Origin of the sequence: Parabacteroides sp. MSK.9.14, from assembly GCF_019041495.1 — a bacterium.
Taxonomy (GTDB): domain Bacteria; phylum Bacteroidota; class Bacteroidia; order Bacteroidales; family Tannerellaceae; genus Parabacteroides; species Parabacteroides merdae.
This window is the reverse complement of record NZ_JAHPXO010000001.1, coordinates 201266-222694: the sequence shown is the minus strand read 5'-3', so window position 1 is coordinate 222694 and position 21429 is coordinate 201266. Positions and strand designations below refer to the sequence as shown.

14 protein-coding genes and 1 tRNA gene are annotated in these 21429 nt (G+C 45.4%); 1 reads left to right on the top strand and 14 read right to left on the bottom strand.

Translation table 11 applies throughout. The annotated features are described in order from the left end of the window. Window positions 1-4: 4 nt before the first annotated feature. The 8 genes from KTG12_RS00765 to KTG12_RS00730 all read right to left on the bottom strand — a co-directional run bounded on the left by KTG12_RS00765 (window position 5) and on the right by KTG12_RS00730 (window position 7073). A complete protein-coding gene (locus KTG12_RS00765) occupies window positions 5-205 on the bottom strand; it encodes a PLDc N-terminal domain-containing protein (protein WP_005645287.1) in 201 nt (66 codons plus the stop codon). Beyond that, the gene (locus KTG12_RS00760) at window positions 198-959 is read right to left on the bottom strand and encodes a metal ABC transporter ATP-binding protein (protein ID WP_155144057.1); all 762 of its coding nucleotides are present in this window, start codon (window positions 957-959) and stop codon (window positions 198-200) included. Before KTG12_RS00760 ends, KTG12_RS00765 begins: the two co-directional genes overlap by 8 nt. Further along, window positions 943-1848 carry a metal ABC transporter solute-binding protein, Zn/Mn family gene (locus tag KTG12_RS00755; protein ID WP_122115235.1) on the bottom strand — a complete coding sequence of 302 codons (906 nt, stop codon included), beginning with the start codon at window positions 1846-1848 and terminating at the stop codon, window positions 943-945. The genes KTG12_RS00760 and KTG12_RS00755 overlap by 17 nt, the downstream gene beginning before the upstream one ends. A gap of 87 nt (window positions 1849-1935) precedes the next feature. Beyond that, window positions 1936-2017 (bottom strand) — tRNA-Leu (locus KTG12_RS00750). A gap of 83 nt (window positions 2018-2100) precedes the next feature. After that, the gene (locus KTG12_RS00745) at window positions 2101-3117 is read right to left on the bottom strand and encodes a S41 family peptidase (protein ID WP_005639777.1); all 1017 of its coding nucleotides are present in this window, start codon (window positions 3115-3117) and stop codon (window positions 2101-2103) included. A gap of 13 nt (window positions 3118-3130) precedes the next feature. After that, window positions 3131-4009 (bottom strand): DUF3316 domain-containing protein, encoded by an 879-nt coding sequence (locus KTG12_RS00740; protein WP_046451533.1) that lies wholly within the window; start codon window positions 4007-4009, stop codon window positions 3131-3133. A gap of 28 nt (window positions 4010-4037) precedes the next feature. Further along, the gene (locus tag KTG12_RS00735) at window positions 4038-6770 is read right to left on the bottom strand and encodes a DNA gyrase/topoisomerase IV subunit A (RefSeq protein WP_005639773.1); all 2733 of its coding nucleotides are present in this window, start codon (window positions 6768-6770) and stop codon (window positions 4038-4040) included. A gap of 129 nt (window positions 6771-6899) precedes the next feature. Next, a complete protein-coding gene (locus KTG12_RS00730; RefSeq protein WP_227226070.1) occupies window positions 6900-7073 on the bottom strand; it encodes a hypothetical protein in 174 nt (57 codons plus the stop codon). 355 nt (window positions 7074-7428) lie between these two features. Between KTG12_RS00730 and KTG12_RS00725 the strand changes: the two genes are divergently transcribed. After that, a complete protein-coding gene (locus KTG12_RS00725; RefSeq protein ID WP_046451532.1) occupies window positions 7429-7902 on the top strand; it encodes an arsenate reductase ArsC in 474 nt (157 codons plus the stop codon). Here the strand turns inward: KTG12_RS00725 and KTG12_RS00720 are convergent. From KTG12_RS00720 to KTG12_RS00695, 6 genes are all read right to left on the bottom strand, one after another. After that, on the bottom strand, window positions 7899-9116 hold the full coding sequence (locus KTG12_RS00720) for a glycoside hydrolase family 88 protein (RefSeq protein WP_022322146.1): 1218 nt from the start codon (window positions 9114-9116) through the stop codon (window positions 7899-7901). The genes KTG12_RS00725 and KTG12_RS00720 overlap by 4 nt on opposite strands. 35 nt (window positions 9117-9151) lie before the next feature. Beyond that, window positions 9152-10972: a heparinase II/III family protein gene (locus tag KTG12_RS00715; protein WP_022322145.1), complete on the bottom strand. Its 1821-nt coding sequence runs from the start codon at window positions 10970-10972 to the stop codon at window positions 9152-9154. 148 nt (window positions 10973-11120) lie between these two features. Continuing rightward, window positions 11121-12860: a RagB/SusD family nutrient uptake outer membrane protein gene (locus KTG12_RS00710; protein WP_022322144.1), complete on the bottom strand. Its 1740-nt coding sequence runs from the start codon at window positions 12858-12860 to the stop codon at window positions 11121-11123. 12 nt (window positions 12861-12872) lie between these two features. After that, window positions 12873-16019, bottom strand: a complete 3147-nt coding sequence (locus tag KTG12_RS00705; RefSeq protein ID WP_122115238.1) for a TonB-dependent receptor — start codon at window positions 16017-16019, stop codon at window positions 12873-12875. 163 nt (window positions 16020-16182) lie between these two features. Continuing rightward, window positions 16183-20106 (bottom strand): hybrid sensor histidine kinase/response regulator transcription factor, encoded by a 3924-nt coding sequence (locus KTG12_RS00700; RefSeq protein WP_240142631.1) that lies wholly within the window; start codon window positions 20104-20106, stop codon window positions 16183-16185. A 286-nt stretch (window positions 20107-20392) separates the two neighbouring features. Next, a complete protein-coding gene (locus KTG12_RS00695) occupies window positions 20393-20767 on the bottom strand; it encodes a hypothetical protein (protein ID WP_173023003.1) in 375 nt (124 codons plus the stop codon). Window positions 20768-21429: the final 662 nt, after the last annotated feature.

The window sequence follows — 21429 nt, the reverse complement described above, 5'->3', positions numbered from 1 at the left end:
ATTGTCAATTCTTCTTAATGTAATAGGTATAGTAATACAGCAACAGACCGATCCAATTCAATACGACAATAGTCAGTATCCAAAGAATCTTCTGCCCGCGACTGATGAAAGGATTTTGCCTCACCGCAGTAATGCCGAAAATAAGAACAGCGATACCAGCAATATATCCGACTTCCGGTAGGCCTATCAAACAAAGATTACTCATGTTCGTGTTTTTTCAAAACCCGGTGCGGCAAATCGCCATGTCCGATCAGCTCTATCGGGCAAGCATATTTCTCGCCCAGCCACTCTTCGGACACATCCGCTCCGGGATGATAATGTAATGTTTCGTTTACACAAGCGATGTTTTTCACCATCGCCAATACAGTCCCGATATCGTGTGAAACCAGAATGACCGCACTTTCTTTATTAATCTCGTCCAAGAGCTTATAGAAATGAGACTCGAACCGTCTGTCCACATACGAATTCGGTTCGTCTAAGATCAGCACTTGCGGACGGGAAACGATAGAACGCCCCAACAACACACGTTGCAACTGTCCGCCGGACAGTTCGCCGATTGCCCGGTTCGCCAAATCTTCCAGTCCCATTTTTCCAAGCACCTCCTCCACGCGCTGTTTCTGGCTTGCACTGTAGGAACGGAAAAGCGGCTTTTCCGAGGCCAACCCCGAAGTCACCACTTCGCGCACAGAGATCGGAAATTTCTTATCTATATTGTTCAACTGAGGAAGATAACCGATCCGTAGAGAAGGAACTATCCGTCCGTCTTCATAAAAGCGGATCACGCCGGAGACAGGCGGCAACAAGCCGAGTATAACCTTCAGCAAAGTCGTCTTCCCTCCCCCGTTCGGTCCGATAATCCCCAGGAAATCATCTTTCCAGATTGTCAGGGAAATATCCCGCAATACGGTTTTATTGCCGTAGGCAGCCGTCACATGATCTATGTCAATCAGTTTCTCCATCAGCCAATGCTTTCGCTATATGAATCAGTTCCGTATTCCAATGATAATCCAGCGGGTTGATTTTCACGAGCCGGCAACCTGTTTCCTTCGCAATCAGTTCGGCATTTTTCTGATCGAACTCCTGCTGGATAAAAACGACTTTCGCATGGTTCTCCCTTGCCGTCATCACCAATTGTTTCAATTGAGCAGGTGAAGGTTCTTTCCCATCCATTTCGATACAAAGCTGGACGAGTTCGAATTCAGCTGCAAAATAAGTCAATGCTGGATGATAGATGATAAAAGTACGGTCGTTCAGCGGATCGAGCAAACGTTTGATCTCGGCCTCTGTCTTATCGATCTCCGCCAGTAAATCGTTATAATTTTTCCAATAATACTCCGTATTCTCCTTATCCAGCTCGATAAAAGCGTTCAGTGTATTCCAGGCAACGACCCTTGCCCCTTCGATGGAACTCCATATATGCGGATCGATACCACCCGCATGGTGATGATGATGTCCGTCATCCGCTTCATGCCCCTCGTGCCGGTGCTCCCCTTCTTCCGTTTCTTTTACAAACTGCATGCCCTTCGAGACATCGAATATCTTCAAATCGGAATTATTCTCGCGAATCTTCTGCATCCATACCTGCTCGAAGCCAATATAACCGATTTGCAAATACGCTTCACTCTGTCCGATCTGCACCATTTGCTTCGGAGTAGGATCATACGTTTCCGGACTCTGCCCGGATGGAACTACACAATGGACAACAAACTTATCTCCTGCAATCCTTTCTGCAAAGAAACGTTGCGTCTCTATCGTCACCGTCACCACCTTTCCTTCCGTCAGCTTTCCGGTACATGCGGCAAGTAACAACAGCACCGTCAACAGGATATATATTCCGGTATATTTCATCTTATTCATTATTTTGACAAGGACACAAAGATAGGAACATCCGACAAATAAAAAAAGAGCTTGCTCTCAATCGAACAAACTCTTTTGTGCGGCTGAAGGGACTCGAACCCCCACGCCGTGAAGCATCAGATCCTAAGTCTGACGTGGCTACCAATTACACCACAGCCGCATTGCGTTTGCAAAGGTAAACAAATTCTGTTAATATGCAAATGTTGCCATAGGATTTAAATGAATTTTCGTTTTCACGCCAGTTTAGTATGAGATGGCCGAATCCCCCTTTGCCAGCAACAACCCTATCGCCGCCTCTATAATCGTGTCCCGTCCTTTCATGATATCCTCGCCCGTAATGGCTACCGCGGTGTCGGGATCGATTCCGAACTCCGTGTGCTGTTTGTTCACATCCAAGACCGGACAAGCTGAGAAACGGACACTCCATCCGTTCGGCAATTCCGAACTGAAAGGCAGGCCGCTGCCACCTCCCGTACGGTCACCCATGACCGTGACTTGCGGAAGGAGACGCATCACATTGACAAAATCGTTCGTAGCGCTGTAAGAATGCCGGTTAGTCAAGACGATGACCGGGCGCAACCAACGAGTGCGGTCAGACGGGGAAAGATAGACCGGATTGGGCTGGGTAAAATCGTTATGCCCGTTTCCTTTCTTATATTGCGTGTAACCCGTCAGAATCCTTTCCTCAAGGAAACGCGAGGCGATGCGGTCGGAATAGAGCATGGAACCGCCCCCATTGTCGCGCACATCGAATATCAATCCTTTGCATTCCTTGAAATGCGCAAACATATAATCGAGGTTGTTTTCACCCACGCCACTTGAAAAACTACCGTAATAGACATATCCAATCTGATCGTCCGCCAGACGCTTATACTTCATTCCCCCGGCAATCTTGTAGTCCGTACCAAGATAATTGTCCTGTATTTCTTTATAGAAGTTAGCCGGATAATCTTCATACCAAGCCCAATAACGGGACATATCGAAAGAAGAGATCAGATTGGTATGTCCGTCTTTCACCTCGGCAAGCATTTTTCCGAGGATATCAAACAATTCGTACTGGTTCATCGTGTCTTTAACAAGCAGATTATAGCGGTCATACACATCGTCCCAGTCCACATCCTTGAAGGCAAAGAAGCAGTAATTCTCGTCCATGATACGCCAAAGCGCCTCGAAATTATCACGAGGAGACGAGTTATATTTTGTCGCTTTCTCGCAACCGAAGAGAAAGAGAAAACAGAGGAAAAAGAAGAAAGGCTTCATAAATCATAAATCTTTAATAGTATGCGCTTTTGTACCGATATCGCTCGCTCTTCAACCGTTTGCCTCCGAAAGAAACAAACTCTTTCACAAGCCCGATCATAAACGAGTTGGAAAGGACATGCGTCTTGATGCTGTTCACATCCGTCCGGTACATACTGTTCAGGTAACCGACACGGACCGTAAAGCTCGATACCGGAATGTCGAGCGTGAAATAATTCTTCATCGCAAACTTATTATGGAACGAACTGAATCGCACAACCCCGTCCGCACTGCCTTGCGTCAGGAAATAATAGGGTTCGCCTTTATGCACTGAGAAGAGCACACCGGCAAACGGTATCTCCGCCTGATAACGGAGCGTGAGCGGAAAATCCTTGATCCTGAAATTATAGATCGCCATGGCTGACAGATTCAAGTCGAAATCCGCCTTGCCGGAAACCGGATTGTTACTGTTACGCGTATTATAGATAAAACCACCTGAAAGACGTGCGGATGCCCCGGTCAAGACCTTTAATCCGGACAGCACTTGCGGAAAACGGTAATGATAACCCAGGCTGTAGTCCACAAATCCGGCATATTCGTTTGCCGTCTCCGCGCCGTTGCGGGTCGAACCGAACTCCACGTTGATCAGTTGCTGGCGGGACACATTATAGTCTGCCAACCGAACGATCTTCATCCGTTCATTGAGGACCCATGCCACCCAGCCCGTATAATTAATGTCCGTACTGGGCGATAGATAGGTGTCCCTCAAATTATAACCGCCGATCCCAACCATAGTGCTCTCATTGATCGAGCGGGGTACGTCCTCTGCCTGAGCGGTTGCCGGGAAAGGGAGGCAAAAGAAGAGAAGGCAGAGGGAATTAACAATTAATAGTTGACGTTTAACAGTTGCCACTAAATCATTCGTTTTTAATTATTCATTCTCAAAAAAGCTTCATTTGCCCGGTAATCTCATCAATAATATCCGAGTTACTCTTATCGGCATCCGGATCGAGATCTGGATCCTCTCCATCGTCGTCATTCTGCTCCTGCGGTTGTTCCGCCGGAGCAAAACGGACGGGATCGAGTTCGTTGATCGTCTCTATATCAAAAGTCGAAATACGTTTTCCTTTCGCTTTGAATCCTTTCACGGCAATGAATTCTTCCGCATCCAACACCAGCGGTTCACGGAAAGCGTCATGCCCGCCAAACACTGCCTCGATTCGCGGATAGGCCTCGTCGGTAAGCAGCATCAGGCGACTTTTCGGGTTCTCGCCGAGAAAATTCTGCTTGCGGCTTCCAGCCTCCAGCTGGAAACGTTTCAGGTAGTAATACTTCTGGTCGGCATCGTAAAGGGCTGCCGTCCAAACCTTATTCGCATCATACTTCTCAATATTCAATATATCAGGTTCGTAATGATTACTCAAATCGAAATTGGTCGTATAGAAATCGCCATTCTGAAGGATCACCAGGATCAGATCGTCACTCTGGAACTCGCCCAACTCTTCTCCACGCCCGTCATAATTCAGGCGTAACACATCACGGTCAAACCAGACCATACGGCCTCCTAGTGTCGAACTCCCTTTCTGCTTCAGGCTGATCTTATGCACATCCGCCTTTGTCAGGATATTCCCCATCGAACCGCGTCCTTTGATCGCGATCGTACTGAAATCCTTTTCGAACACCAACAACTTCTGGCGGGGTTTCGGCTTCAGGATCACTTTCACCGTCTCGGCTTCGCCATTGGTATTGGCGCTGAAATAAAGGATACGCGAACCTTCCGTTCCCTTGGTAATGTCATATTCTTTATCACGTGTCACACCTGTTACGGCAAAACGCTTGATATAATTATAACCCACCTTTCCATCTCGGTAGATCACATTATAGATCGTGCGGTTATCATTCCGCTTGAACACATTCAGGTAAAGGATATCCCTTCCGACGAACATTTTCTCGCTCACTTTCACAACCTTGTATGTACCGTTGCGATAGAAAAGAATAATATCGTCGATGTCGGAACAGTTGCAGACAAATTCATCCTTCTTCAAACCTGTCCCGATAAATCCTTCGGCACGGTTGATATACAGTTTCTCATTCGCCTCAACCACTTTGGTCGCCTCGATCGTGTCGAAGTTGCGCACCTCGGTCATACGTGGATAGTTCTTGCCGTATTTTTCTTTCAGCATCATGAACCAGTCAGCCGTATAATCGACGATATGCGCCAGATGATCGTCGATCTTGGCAATATCTTCCTTATATTGGGCAATAGTCGCATTACACTTGTCCGTATTAAACTTGAGGATACGTCCCATCTTAATCTCCATCAGTTTCAGGATATCTTCGCGAGTCACTTCGCGGATAAAGTGCGGTTTGAACAGATCGAGACGTCGGTCGATATGAGCAATCGCCTCGTCCATATCTTTCGCCTCCTCAAATTCCTTGTCTTTATAAATACGTTCTTCGATGAATATCTTTTCCAGGGAGGCAAAGAAGAGCGATTCTTCCAGTTCCCCTTTCTGTATCTCCAGTTCGGTACGGAGCAGATGCAGCGTGTCGTCAGTCGAATGTTTCAGCACATCGCTTACCGTCAGGAAGTGCGGCTTGTTGTCCATAATGACACAACAGTTCGGTGAAATGCTGATCTCGCAATCCGTGAAAGCATACAACGCGTCGATCGTCTTGTCGGAAGATACACCCGGAGCCAGATGCACGAGGATCTCCACGTTACGAGCCGTATTATCATCCACTTTCTTGATCTTGATCTTTCCCTTATCGTTTGCTTTCAAGATCGATTCGATCAAAGTAGAGGTTGTCTTTCCATAAGGGATCTCGCTGATGACAAGCGTCTTGTTGTCCAGTTTCGTAATCTTGGCACGTACTTTTACGGAACCTCCACGTTCGCCGTCATTATATTTTGAGACATCAATATACCCGCCAGTCTGGAAATCGGGATACAGGGTAAACTCTTCCCCCCGCAGATAAGCGACGGAGGCATCCAAAAGTTCGTTGAAATTATGCGGCAATATTTTGGAAGAAAGCCCTACGGCAATACCTTCCACACCTTGCGCCAGCAGCAAAGGAAACTTGACGGGAAGCGTCACCGGTTCCTTGTTCCGTCCGTCGTAGGAAAGTTGCCAGAGAGTCGTTTTCGGATTGAAGACCGTTTCCAGCGCAAACTTGGAGAGGCGCGCCTCTATATAACGCGGAGCCGCAGCACCGTCACCGGTGAGGATATTACCCCAGTTTCCCTGGCAGTCGATCAACAGGTCTTTCTGTCCGAGTTGTACCAGTGCATCACCGATAGAAGCATCGCCGTGCGGATGGAATTGCATGGTATGTCCGACAATATTCGCCACCTTATTGTAGCGTCCGTCGTCCAACCGCTTCATTGAGTGCAAAATTCGACGTTGTACGGGTTTCAGCCCGTCGTTGATATGCGGAACGGCACGCTCCAAAATCACATAGGAGGCATAATCGAGAAACCAATCCTGATACATACCCGACAAATGATAAGACACCCGGCTTTCCGATTTGCCCGGTATCTTATATTCCGAATGTGTCTCCTGGCTTACTTCTGTTTCGACAGTCTCATTCCTGTTTTCATCAGCAGCCAGTTGTCCTTCCGTATCTTTTATTTTTCCGTTTTCGTCCTGTTCAGTAATATCTTCTGGTCTCATATATCTCTATCCAAATCTTTTGCATCATCCCGGGCTCTGCGGTAATTGCTCATAAGCCATAATAGGCTGTAAATATACGAAATATTGCCGAAATAATAAAAAGAACAAGACAAGGCCTGCAAAAATTCATTATTTGGAAGTATTCATCACGCCAGTATCCGTATCTTGATTCCAGATTTTCTTCCCACCACTCTGATAGTTCCGTCCAAACTGGAAATTCCAGGTTTCATTAATCCGCTTGTAGTTATCGACAAACGGGTTGCCCATTCCCACACCGACAGTGATTCGCTTATGTTTGTACATAACGGACAACATATACAGGTTTTCCCGACTGGGCATAACAACAACCGGTCACATATAATATTTCATCCTTCTTCCATAATACCGTATTTTCTCTTCCAACACATCCCTAACCCAATTCTTCTGCATCCCAGCCAGTACAAACGCATAGGGCAAACGCGGCAGTAAAAGAGATTCGACAACTTCATTGATCAGGAAAAGAGGCTACCTGTTTTTCACAAGAGACAAGCTGCCAGAGCAAACAATAACGAACATATATAGAAAATATCTTTCATGCGATAAACAAAATCAATTTACTGTAAAGTCATCAAAGCCCGGCATTTATTATTTTTGCATCCGTAACGATAAAAAGAAAACGATGAAAATATTGATTCTTTGCTCCGACAACAGCTGCCTTAGCCAAATGGCGCAAGGCTGGTTGCAATCATTCGACAAATCACTCACAGTCTGTTCCGCCGGAATCAGTCCGGCCATAGAGGTGCATCCGCTCGCCGTCCAGACACTGGCATCCTCCGGCATCGATATCAGCCATCATAAACCAGAAGCTGTAGAAGAATATATAGATGAACCTTGGGACTATGTAATCACCGTCAGCAGAGATGCGGAAGAAAACTGTCCTGCTTTCACAGGAAAAGTACGCAACCTGATACACAGCAATTTCTACAACCCGGCACGTGCGAAAGGCACGCCTGAATCCATTGCTAATGAATTTCGTCGGATCAGCAACCAAATCAAAATGAAAATGTACGACCTGTACTGCGACGAAATACAAAACGGCGGATACGGACCGACTTGTACCTGTGGCGCGAACCGGTTTTGCAGATGCAATTAGCAACCTTTGGAGCCCTTCTGCTCGATATCCCGTTTCCGCTTCAAAGCCTCCAAGAAGTAATAGTCGGCATAGTTCAACGGGACATCTATTTCTCCATTATGCGGAATGCTTCCGACACAATGCATCAGCAAGAAGTTTCCATTCGTTCCCAATTCAGCCCGGTAAGTCGGAGAAGCCAGACTTTCCATGATCCGGTCGGCATACGCCTTATACGTTTGCGGTTCAGGCACATCCACCGTACTGATCTCATACAAAGCGGAGGCGATACAAGCGGCAGCTGAAGCATCCCGGTAATCGTTAGGAATGTTCGGGGCATCCATATCCCAATAGAACACAAGGTCTTCAGGCGTATTCTTATGATTGAACATAAAACGAACCGCTTTTAAAGCCTGATCGAGATATTTCCGGTCTCCGGTTTCTCGATAACACAGCGTCAGACCGTAAATACCCCAAGCTTGTCCACGGCTCCACGCCGATTCGTGCGCATATCCCTGTGCCGTATGGCGATTGCGTACGGAACCGTCTTTCATACTGTAATCCACCACATGATAGCAACTGCCATCCGGACGATATTGTTCTTTCATAGTGCGGTCGACGTGCGAAACGGCAACCTTATAGAAAGTTGAGTCGCCGGACAACCGTGTAGCGGCAAACAACAGCTCGAGGTTCATCATATTATCGATAATCACCGGGCACTCCCAACCCCTTTCCGAAATCCATCCTCTATCCACATCCCACGACTGGATAATCCCTGCCACCGGACGGAAGCGGGTGGACAAGGAACGGGCAGCCTCAACAATCACCTCCTTATATTCTGGATCGCCCGTCAGACGCAAACCGTTCCCAAAACTGCAATAGATCATAAAACCGACATCATGGTTCCACTTGATGTTTTTGGCATCTTTCACCGCTTCCGTATATTTTTGTGCAAGAGGCAACAGGCTCTTATCTCCTGTCAACTCATACAAATACCAAACCGAACCGGGGAAAAAACCACTGCGCCAATCCGCCAAGTTACAATAATAAACAGAACCGTCCGGGTTCAGCGTAGTCGGATTCATAAACTTACCGCTCGCCTCGATCAGTTCAATCTCTTTTCCTATCTGTTTACGGGCAAACTCTACGTTCTCTTCAACAAACCCGTCTCCTGTCCCCCCGCAGGAAATCAACGCAACACTGAGTGCCATGCCCATTAAATACTTCACTTTTACCATATTTATTATTATTTATTTTTAATGTAACTACTCTTCTATTCTCCCGATAGGAGAACTTTAATCACTTGTACAGGCTCACCTGATACCGATGCCGATAGAATCGTATATCCCTCTATCGGCTTCTCTGCTTCCGTTCCTCTTTTTGCCGCCCTTGCCGTAAAAAAGGCATCGACAGGCGAAACAATCTTCAAGGAAAAAGATTTACCGTCTTTCTTGAGAACGGCAGTATTTCCTTTGCATTCGACGTTTGCCGAAGTTATTACGGACCATTGTACCGACTGAGACGGGTTCTGTAACCCTATGCTGTCCGTAACCAGTATACGGACATCGTCGAGCATACGGAATGTCCGATAGACAAAACGACTTTGTCCGGCATAAGTCGTGCTCATATCCATTGTGACAAAAGGTTGGGCAGCCTTGTTATCCAGTCGATCAATCTCGCCTGTCCCGGCCGAGTTTTGCAGTCTATGGTCAATCGATAGCGTATTGTGGCTGAAGTTCGAGTTCCTGAAATATGTCCAGCGTTGCCCGTCCGGCTTGTAATCCCAGAACCCGGGCAGGCCATAGTTATCGCTCCCCAAATCGTCCGTCCACCTTATCCCGTTCGTCTCAATAATAAAGGTTCCGATATCCAGCTGCTGGTGCGCCATATCCGGATCTCCAGTTTTAGCAATCAGATAGAGGCTATTAGGAATATTCCGATTTCCGTTGAACACGATAATATCATTGATACCTTCGTACACCTTCAATTTCGGTAAGGCATCAGCAGGAGAAGAGGCCGTATCGTACCAAGGAATGGACAGAAAATAGAATCTGAAATAATTCCCGCTCTGTACCGTCTTTGACAAGATATCCCGATAAAATGCCGCTACTTCCGGCTGGTTGAAAGCCCGACTGAAATAAAAGTAAATAGGTTCTGCCGCAGGAGCCGTACTGCCGGAATTGGCAAAATTAAATATCTTGCCAGAAGGGCTTGTACTATGCATATAATACAGGACGCTTTTGTCCACTCCCACCATTTCCGAAATCCCGAAGTCCTCTCCAAGATTATCATTCAGCGCTTTCAGCAAAAGAGATAGGTACATGTTCGTATATCCCCAATAAGCGGGTCCCTCATAGCAAACACCGTCCGGTGCAAAATGCTTTAGGCAATTCGGGATATACCTGACCGCTTCACCAATGATATGTTTAGCCAATTCCGGATAATGCTCTTCAATGGCCAAAGCGCCCAATACCATTCCGGTATTGCATACTACATTCCAATTCGTTTCACGTTTCGCCCAAGAATCCGCATTTCCGGTTTTATATTCCTCAACGACAAGATCCAATGCCTTTGTTTTAATCGAATGAACAACCAGCTGTCTGGTCGAAGGGGCCAATACATCATACAGCCAGTCGTAACCAATGGCTACAGCCGTCGTCATTTCCGCCACATCCAAGTAATGAACAGGGTCCCAGTCCGAGAAATTGCAAACATGAATCAACTCTCTCTCCGCCTTCTCCGCAAAACGTCTGTCTCCACTCAATCGGTAGGCCAGAGCCAAGTTGACCATCCGGTAAACCTGTTCACGGCTGACAGGCAATATGTCTTTCGTGTTTTTTATTTTTCTTCGAGGATCTTCCTGGGGAGGAACCAACAACAAACGTTCAGCCTCCCTCATCAGGCTGGCGCGCAAGCTATCTAATAGAGGTTCAGTTCCAAATAAATCACGAACCCGCTGTTCCTCTTGCTTGCTGAAAAGCAACCTAGGATGCTGGCACAACTCTTTTCCGGGTTGTCGGATTGCGAGATTCTGCCCCTCCACCGCAAACGAGAGCAACAGTAAAAATAAACCTATTAAATTAATCAATCTCATAAACACATTAAGTTAAAGGGATTTTCAATGATCCAAATAAAAGAGACACAGTGTTCACAAAGCCTTCTTATATACTAATCAGAGCTCCGCGACTCTGTGTCTCCATATTACTATATCAAACTTAACACAACTGCTTAATCAATCAAGGCTACCAACCCGGATTCTGTGTCAACTCCTTATTTCGTTCCCGTTCCACACCAGGGATAGGCCAAAGCATATCACGTTCGGTAAACAAATGGGTATAGATCGGCTCGCCATAGATATTGACAGCATCCACGTTATTGAGCGTTTTGTGGGCAATCTCATATCCCCAACGACGCAAATCACTGAAACGAAGACCTTCCCCGGCAAACTCAACAGCACGTTCTTTGCGTATCCGTTCAGCCATCTGTTCTTTATTGCTAACAACCATCCATGCGGGACCGGAGTTCAATCCCGGCATGCCGACACGTGCGCGCACCTTGTTGAATTCGGTCACGGCTTTATCTAACTGCCCCGCTTCGTTGTAGGCCTCGGAAAGCATCAAGAGAACGTCGGCAAAGCGGATCAAGGGGAAAGCGAACGGTGTATGCAAACGGTTACTGATCGCACCGCCCTGGTCTCCTTCGGTCACGAACTTCCGATAGAGATAAGATACCCAACCTGCATTGTTCTGGATCGTACCGCCATTGGCATTTCCTGCCAGATTGTGATCCAGAGCGAAGATCAAATCCACGTTGGTTGTTCGACCAATATTCCCCATATAGTGTGAATAAGGAACGATCACAGTGGCCATCAGGCGCGGATCACGACAGGTATAGGCACTTAGTATCTTGGCTGTATCCGCCTCACGAAGTCCTACTATCGTTCCAGACCCATCCATCTCGACACTGAGGAGCTCCTTGCGCTGTTCGGGGGTCATAGCATTATAACCGGGGAAAATCTCATCCCAATTGAAGGGGCGACCATCTTTGAACTCATACATATCCACCAATTGTGTGGAAGGAACAGTATTGTTCCAGCAGCTCCCATAAGCGCCACGACAACCCATCAAAGCCTGTATCTGCATACCATACTCAGTTCCGACACCACTCTTGTTCTGGATAGAGAAGACCGTTTCTGGGCTCTTAGCCCCGTTATAGAGTTTAAAAACACGAGCGTAATCATCGTCAAGAGCATAGCCATAATTATTGGACTTGTTATAGACGATTTCTTCAAAATCGTTGATGGCAGACTGCCACTCTTTGTCGTAAAGATGCACTTTTCCACGAAGGGCATAGGCAGCACCTTTAGTAGCACGACCATATTCGCTGGCAGCATGTTCGACAGGGAGGTATTTGATCGCCTCGTCCAAATCTTCTAAAATATGAGCACGTACCTCTTCGAGGCTGCTTCTCGGTTGTTTCAAATTCATAAACTCTTCGTTGACATTAGTCGACTCATCATAGTAGGGGACCCCACCGAAAAGGTCTGTCAAGGAAAAGTAGAACATCGCACGAAGGAATTTAGCTTCCGCCACATACTCATTAATCTGTTCGTCCGTGATAATACCTCTCATTCCTTTTACTGAACGTATAAAAGTGTTGACACGATGTATACCATCGTAGAAGGTCTGCCAATGGGCTTGTATCGTTCCATCACGATCGGTATAGGTAGCCAGAAACATCATATAATAGTTATATCCGTAAGCGATATCTCCCAAATGGTCGAAGCAGAACTGGTAACCGTATGCCTCGTTTAGGCGTAGCATACCATAGATTCCCATCAAGCCTTGATGAGCGTGATCGCCGGTCTTGTAAAATGTTCCTTCGTTGACTTTGTCTCCCGGATAGGTTTCCAAATCATAGCAACCGGTGAACGTCATGGCAGCTAAAAGCATTGTTGCCAAATAGATTATGATCTTTTTCATGTCTTCAACTATTTAAAATGTAAGGTTTAAACCAAATGTTGTTAATCGCATAGTCGGATATTTCGTGCCAGACACCTCAGGATCCAGTCCCTTATATCCCGTAAAGGTCAAAGCATTGTCGATGCTGACATATAAACGGAAGTTGTCGATCAAGAGTTTTTGCGAGAGATGTTTCGGAACCGTATATCCCAACTGGACATTTTTTACTCTCAAATAAGATTTGTCCTGTACCCAAAAGTCGCTTGCCACCCGGTTCCGTCCGTCGGTATAGTCCAAGAGGCGCGGATAAGTGGCATCCGTACGTCCCGGATACCAACGTCCATCTGCAATAGTCTTGTTGATTTGATTACCCCGGCGCACTTGAGGCCAATAGCTGGCGCCATCTAATCCGCTCCAATATGTTTTCAATCCGGTAGCACCTTGCAAAATACAACTGAAATCCCAGCCTTTCCAATTGGCACCGAAATTAAACCCGAAAGTGAATGTCGGGTTGGTTCCATTACCGACTTTGATCTTATCGTTATCAGTGATGCATCCGTCTCCGTCAATATCTTTATATAAGAAATCTCCATATTCCGGTTTCTTATATTGTTTGAAGGCATCCGGATTATTCGCTTCCATCGCTTCCACTATTGCCATATCTTCTTCCGTCTGGATAATCCGGTCGACCGAAAGTACATATTGGACATTGATCGGTTCGCCTTCCAGGATCATATTGGTTCCATTCAGAGACATTTCATCCCCTTTGAACTTCGTCACTTTATTTTTGACGAATGAAAAATTTCCTCCAACAAAATAATTAACAGAACCGACTTTATCATTCCAGTTCAAACTCAATTCGACACCCCGGTTGCGAACTTCAGCCGCGTTGGATTTAGGAACGGTAGCATTACCATGTACCAATGGAGCCGGCAATTCGATCAAAATTCCCTTGGTGTTTTTGACAAAAGCATCGATGGTTCCACTCAATTTAGAGAACAGTGCAAAGTCCACACCAAAGTTAGTGACATAAGAAGTTTCCCAAGTCAACGCCGCATTAGAAAGAGCGCGTTGCGCCATACCGATCTGCAAAGCGTCGTTTAAGACATAATTAGAAGCCTGATAATATAACTGATAGTCATAGTTGCCTACGGCATTATTTCCCAACGAACCATATGAGGCACGAAGCTTCAACTGGTTAAGCCATGAGATATCTTTCATGAAAGCTTCCTGTTCCATACGCCAGCCCAACGAGAAAGAAGGAAAATAGCCCCAACGATATTTCTTGGCAAAGCGGGAAGAGGCGTCGGCACGAAGATTGGCTTCCAACAAATATTTTTCGTCCCAGTTCAAATTGACCCGACCAAAAAATGAACGCATAGCCCAATTGGAATAGGTTCCGGTTGCCGTAGCATTGGCAGTGGCAGCATTCAACTCCGTCAATTCAGATGAGGTCAAATTTTCTTTGGAAGCTTCAAACCAGTTGTTACGGTAAGCTTCCTGACTAGCACCGACCGTTGCCTGAATGTTCAACCGATCGATATCTGTTTCATATCTGACCAACCCGTCCATATTGTTACGGACAGTCTTATTGTTGCGGTTGATAACCTTCGAAACTCCGGTTCCGGCAATCTGCAACGTATTGTCATACAAGTTCCACAAATCATGAAAAACAGGCTGTTGGTACAGGAACTGGTCGGAAAAGGCATACGTATAAGACCCTTCGATTGTCAAACCTTTAAACGGTCTCAGCTGGGCATAAAAACGAGAAACGATGTTATTGGTCGTGCGATTTCCTTTGACGTCGTTCAACATCTTCAAGACATTGTTGGAGCTACTCTGCGGGTCATCTTCCGAGTTGTTTACACCTCCATACCGACCATCAGGCGCCTGATAGCAGATACCCGGTGTGGTAGCTTGCATATAGGTATAGAAATTGTCATTCGATTCTGTCTTCAACAACCCTAACTCCTCTTTTCCACGCGTACCGTAAGCATTGACACCAATAGTAAACCAATCTTTGACTTCCGCGTCCAAATTGACACGGGCACTATAACGTTCATACCCGGAATTTTCCATAATACCGGGATTGTTCATATAATTACCGGATATATAATAGTGAATCTTGTCAGATCCTCCGTTGATATTGATTGTATGGTTCTGCATCCATCCGGTCTGAAATAGAGCGTCCTGCCAGTCAGAGTTCGGATATTTGACAGGATCACTGTCACCGGCAGCCCGCCATTCGTCGATTTTCTCTTGGCTGAAGATCGCGGGGAGGCCGCTGTTAAGTTGCCCTTCATTATACAATTCCATATAATCGGCATAATTGGAGACCAAATCGATACGGTTCGCCACTTTCTGCATTGTGACATAACCATTATAAGATATTTTCGCTTCACCCGATTTCCCCCTACGGGTAGTGATCAGAATGACACCGTTTGCCGCACGAGAACCATAAATAGCAGACGAAGCGGCATCCTTCAACACCGAAATGCTTTCTACGTCTTGTGGATTGATATTATTCATGCTGGCTTCCACTCCGTCAATGATTACTAACGGATTGGAATCATTTAACGTACCCTGCCCACGTACACGGATCGTTGCCCCATCGTTACCGGGACGTCCACCATTACCGGCTGCTACAGAAACACCGGGAGCCATACCGGCAAGTCCAGCGGAGAGAGAAGTGATCGGGCGGCTATCGACCATCTTGCTCATATCGACAGAAGCGACCGCACCGGTCATATTTACCTTCTTTTGCGTACCATATCCTACAACTACTACTTCATCCAAAGCCTGTGAATCTTCTTTTAGCAGAACCGTGAAAGAACTCTTCCCGTTCACCGGAATCGCCTGGTCTATATAACCGATATAGGAAATGATCAGCACAGCATTCGAAGATACCTGCAAAGAGAAACGGCCTTCCATGTCCGTAACCGTCCCGTTGGTAGTTCCTTTTTCCACTACGTTGGCGCCGACCACCGGGCCGAGCGCATCCTTCACTACTCCCGTAATCGTCACTTTCTTTTGCAAAGGCAATGCCGCAGCGTGTTTTTCCGTCACTTCCTCCCCTGCACTAACCGGATTGGCCTGAGTAACTCCTGTCGACAAGAATAGTGTGGCCATTCCTGCAAACATCGTTTTCCTAAAAAAAGGAATGTTTAAATCATTCATCATTAATAGGTAGATTTAGATTAATAAATTTTGATAAACTCTGGAGGCAAATGTAGCCGGGCATAAAAAAACAGATCTATACAAAACGTCCGTTTCTTATATACACACAGTCCAAATAGAAGATTTAACTATTTGAATATAAACGATTAGAAATTTCATCTAGTTTCTACTGCTCTTTCTTCCTGAATTGGGCAGGCGATACTCCGAACTTCGCCTTAAAGCATCTGCTGAAGTATATGGTCGAGGCAAATCCTAACCGGTCCGATACTTCATTCACCAATAAATCCGGCCGTTCCTGCAACAGGGTTGCCGCACGGTTGATACGTCGGTTTTGTATAAATTCACTGGGAGTCATTCCGGTCAAGTTTTTGACTTTTATAAAAAACGAACTACGCCCCATATTCAACTCGCGGGCAAGAGCATTGACATCAAAGTCCGGTTCTCCCATCCGCAGATCGACGATCTCCGCAATCCGGTTCAAAAGTTGTTGGTCCAGTGAAGTCGTAGCCAGCAACTGTACATCAAAGTCAACTTGCTTAGTCAACCGGGACTTCAATAACAAACGGTTCCGGATCAGATTATTGCAACGCATCAACAATACTTTTGCATGGAAAGGCTTGCTGATATAATCATCCGCTCCCTGTTGAAATCCTTCTATGTTATATTCGATAGAATCGAGAGCCGTCAACAAAACGACTGGAATATGGCACAATTCGATATTATTCTTGATTTTCATACACATCTCCATACCACTCATCAAGGGCATCATGACATCGCTGACAATCAAATCCGGTTTTTCCTCATTCGCCTTCCTCAATCCTTCCTCCCCATTTCCGGCTAATATAACCTGGTAGAAAGGAGAAAAAAGCGTATTTAAAATCTGTAACAGCTCTTCATTGTCTTCAACAATCAGAACTTTATAGGAGCCAGCCTTTAAACTGGGAAAAGCTTTATCCATTTCTTCATATTCTTCGGAAGAAATGGAATCCGGCAAAAAGTTTCCTTTAATCATCGGTTCATCCGGGCTTTCCAGAAGAATCGCATTCTTATCATTTTCAAAATGGTCTTTTCCCTTCAACAGCGTGACCGTAAATATCGTCCCATAACCGACCTGGCTCTGTACGGCGATATCTCCATGATGAAGATAAATGATATTCTTGCTTAAAGCCAGTCCAAGCCCTGTACCAGGGTTGGCTCCCGCTACTTGCTTCCCGTTTTCGGCCTGATAGAAACGGTCAAAGATATGCGAGACGTCATCCGGCGAAAGTCCGATCCCTGTATCGATCACTTTTATACGGACCTCATTTCCATCCGAGGACACATGCAATTCTATCGCACCTCCCTGCTTCGTATATTTAAAAGCGTTTGACAAAAGATTGTAAAACACCTTCTGCAACTGATTGGAATCAAACCATAACAACAGATTCTCCTCTGCATGATGAAAATCAAATGTAATGGATTGCTGGGCCGCCAGTTCGCAATAGGAAAGATAAATATCTTTCAGAAATGGAATCAGGTTCTGTTCGCAAACATGCAACGAGACATAATTCTGCTCTAACTTCCGAAATTCCAACAGTTCGGAAATCATATTCCGCATCCGGTTGGCATTCTTGCTGATCTTAATAATCCGGTTATACAAGGTCGGAGGAAGGGATGAACTCTGAAAAAGCATATCTATCTGACTGATAATAAGCGTCAACGGCGTCCGAAACTCATGGCTGATATTGGTAAAGAAGCGCAGTTTCGCCTGGTTCAACTCCTCGTTACGCTCTTTCTCTTCCCGTTCCTTTTCAAGAGACAGCGTCAATTTACGCCGGGCATTTAGAATCCGTACCGTCAGATAAGTGATCGTAAAAGCAGTCAGGACATATAATGTCCACGCCCAACCCGTTTTATACCAGGGTTGGGCAATTTGGATATCCAGAGATATTTCACGATGGTTCATCAAGTGCCGGGACAGATTCTTTTCACGGACCAGCAATGTATATTTACCGGGGTCCAGGTTCGTATAATAAATACTGGAAGAAGAAGTGGAAACCCAATCATCGTCAAAACCGACTAATCGGTATTGATATTCATTATTTTTTTGGATATCGATATAATTAGTTGTGGCAAAATTTATAATCAGGTTGTTTTGCTTGTAGTTCAACCGGATCGATTTGCTAAAAGGAAAAGCCTCCTCCAATATGCCTCCCGAAACGGCTCCCGGATAGATTCTCTTATTATGAATATACAGCTCTGAAAAATATAAGGAATAATTCTTTTCCATCTTATCGAGATCTTCCCGGTAAAAAGAGGTCAGTCCGTCATTCCCTCCAACAAAGAGTTCATTATTCCGACACACCAGAATGCCGCAGCCATCCGCAATGGATGTGATTGGTAAGTTCGCCCCTAGCGTCGCAAACCGGGTATTCCCGCTGAAAGGATTCAGAAAAGTAACCCCTTTATCACTGGTTACCAGCAACTCTTCCGAATTGGTCTCTGTTACATTGTAACAATAATTGCTCAATAAATGTCCGCTTTCTTGCGAATAATGGATAAAAGAATCGGTCTGTTTGTCATACCGATACAGGCCACCTCCCAAAACCACGAAATAGATATCCCCCGCGCGGGTAGTCATGATCCGTTTAGGTTCGAACTGGATTCCATAACGGGGCAAAGCATAATGTTTCTGATTATCCGGATGAGCCAGCTCCATCTTGTATAAAGAAGTCCCAATCAAAATCCATAGATTCTCTTCCCTATCGATCGTAAAGCTTTGAGCATTTCTGCATATCCATTGGAACCGATCCGTATCAAGATCCATGACAAAAGTTCCGTTCATCGCGCTTACATACAGCTTATCGTTATGAATCATCGTATGGAAGATAATACCGTCCGGTTTTATGTCTCCTTCCCTGTAATCATTCAAGTAGTTATGAAAAATACCGGTCTTTATATCGTAGCGGGTAAGCCCTCCATGATGCGTGCCGATATACAGACGGTTCCGCTTTCCATCATACGCAATGCATTTCAGGTTATTCTGCAATACGGAATTACGGTGACCTGCAGTGAAATATTTAAAGGTTCGTGTTTTACGATCCATGAAGTTCAATCCTCCCCCTTCAGTACAAATCCAGATGTTTCCTTCTTTATCTTCCGCCAGATTCCCGACAAACGAATAATTCAGGCATTCCTTCCGCAAAGGGTTATCCGTATAATGAGCGAATATTTCCCTTTCCGCATTAAAATAGTTCACACCTCCATAATAGGTTCCTACCCATATGGTTTCCTGTGCATCTATATAAACAGAGAAAACAGAAGAATGTGACAGGCTACCTGGCAAATGATCCTGTTGATATACTGTAAACTGATCCGTGTAAGGGTTATATTTATGCAGTCCCATAAAAGTGCCGAACCAGATATTCCCAAACCGATCTTCAGCAAAGCTCCGTATTTGACTATTCTTTATATGAAAAGGTGCAGAATTACTTTCCGAATACCAGGTGATCCTTTCGTCTTGCGTGATCCTGTATAAACCACCGGTACGGCAACCGGCCCATATCTCACCAGTAGAACTTTCAAATAAGCGGTAAAATTCAGGTCCTTCAATCAGACAACGGACTTTTTTATCCTCTTCAACTACATACAGGCCTTCATAAGTCCCGATCCAAATCTTCTTCCCCGAGATCAGCAGGCTGGATATACCAGGGGTGTTTGTCTTCGCATAAAGTTGCAGACTATCTCCTTTTTCATCATACCGGCAAACCATATCATCGTACCCCGTCCATATATCACCATCGACCGAGGTAACCGTTTTCGCCTTACAACCACCAACAACACAAAATTTCTCTTCCCGTATATCATACCTCACCAACGAATCGCAAGTCCTAAAGAAAATATCCCCTTGCCTGTTTCCAGTAAGATGATCACATTCATGTCCGAGTAAAACATTTATAGAGCTTTCCGGATCCAGATTCTCCCAGCCTTTATACACCCGCATCCGTTCCCCGTCATAGATACTGACACCTTCGCGTGTACCGAACCACATACGTCCCAAGCAATCTTGATAAATCGACATCACAGAGACTTGCGATAAGCCGTCACTCATGCCAAGATGTTTAAAATAAACTGGATAGACTACTTGATGTATGAATACAAAACACAACAACAGTAACAGTTTTTTCATATCTTATTTATATAAACTGAAAAATAGTTTTCTCATTCCTCAACACAAAGATATAGAAAATGAAAGCAAATAACAACGGATCTTATCCTACAAGTTTTTGGTTCTTCGTCACTTTCGGGGCAGGTCATGTGTTAAAGCTAGTAAGTTTATTGCCTAGCAAGGTAATGCTTGCCCTGTTGAACATTTCTGATCCCAAAGGCCAGTTCATCTACATACTTGAGGATGCTTTTTGCTGTGGTGACATATGGTCCCTGCCTGTATGGCCACGCATCAACTTGCATATGACAAACGGATGCACATTCAGACCTTTCAGATATTTTTTCAGGTTTTCTTCACCCCGCCCCGAAAGGAGTGTGATGGGCTTATGGGTGATCTGATCCACTATCACAGTCCCGTAAATGTGCCCTTTTTTCTGTGCATAGTCATCAAGACCGATACAGGCCGGGGCCGGCCCCCCTTTATGACGGACATTGGCACATCTCAGGCAAGAAGATTGGCTGCAGACGATGTTTTGTTCATGCAGCAGATTACTGGCGATACGGGAAGTGGTCTTCAAGGATATGCTCCGGATGCGTTCCTCCACTTTCCGGGTATTTCGCGCGTGCGAAGAAGCCAGCGGAGAGAGGGGGGCGCTGAAGACTTTTCTTTGACACGCGGTATTTCTGCAGCGGAACTTACTCACATTGACCATGAGCGTAAGCGGATGACCCGCTATTTCAAGCCCTTGCAGAAGTGACGAAGAACCAAAGTTTTTCCCATATCCTCTGTCACTGTATCACTGATTCCTTTTTACCAATTGATATTCAACTTGTTTTATTTGTGATATATGCCCGTTTTCTCTATCACTACAGTATCACAACCCTATCACTGGCAACTTGGATGGAGAACAGGCATTCCGCTTATACATATCTGTATATCGACATATTACAAATAAAAACAAACAATAAACACCAGATCCCCATCTCTGCAAATCACTCGATTATTTTATGTAAAAACGGCTATAAAATAGGTAAAACCGGGTGGTTTTCATTCTCCGGCACGGTACTTTAGTTGCCGGACACCCCCATGTTACCCCCTTTTACACCCGGATGTACCAGCTCCCTACACCCGGATGTAAAGGATGGCAACATGGGGATGTTTACGGAATTATCTGCTTGTTTTCGCTAAAAGAAGAGAGGGCTTTTGTAGAATGAAGAACCGTATTTTGCCAATTTAGTATGATGGTAGAATGATAGTGGTAAAAGA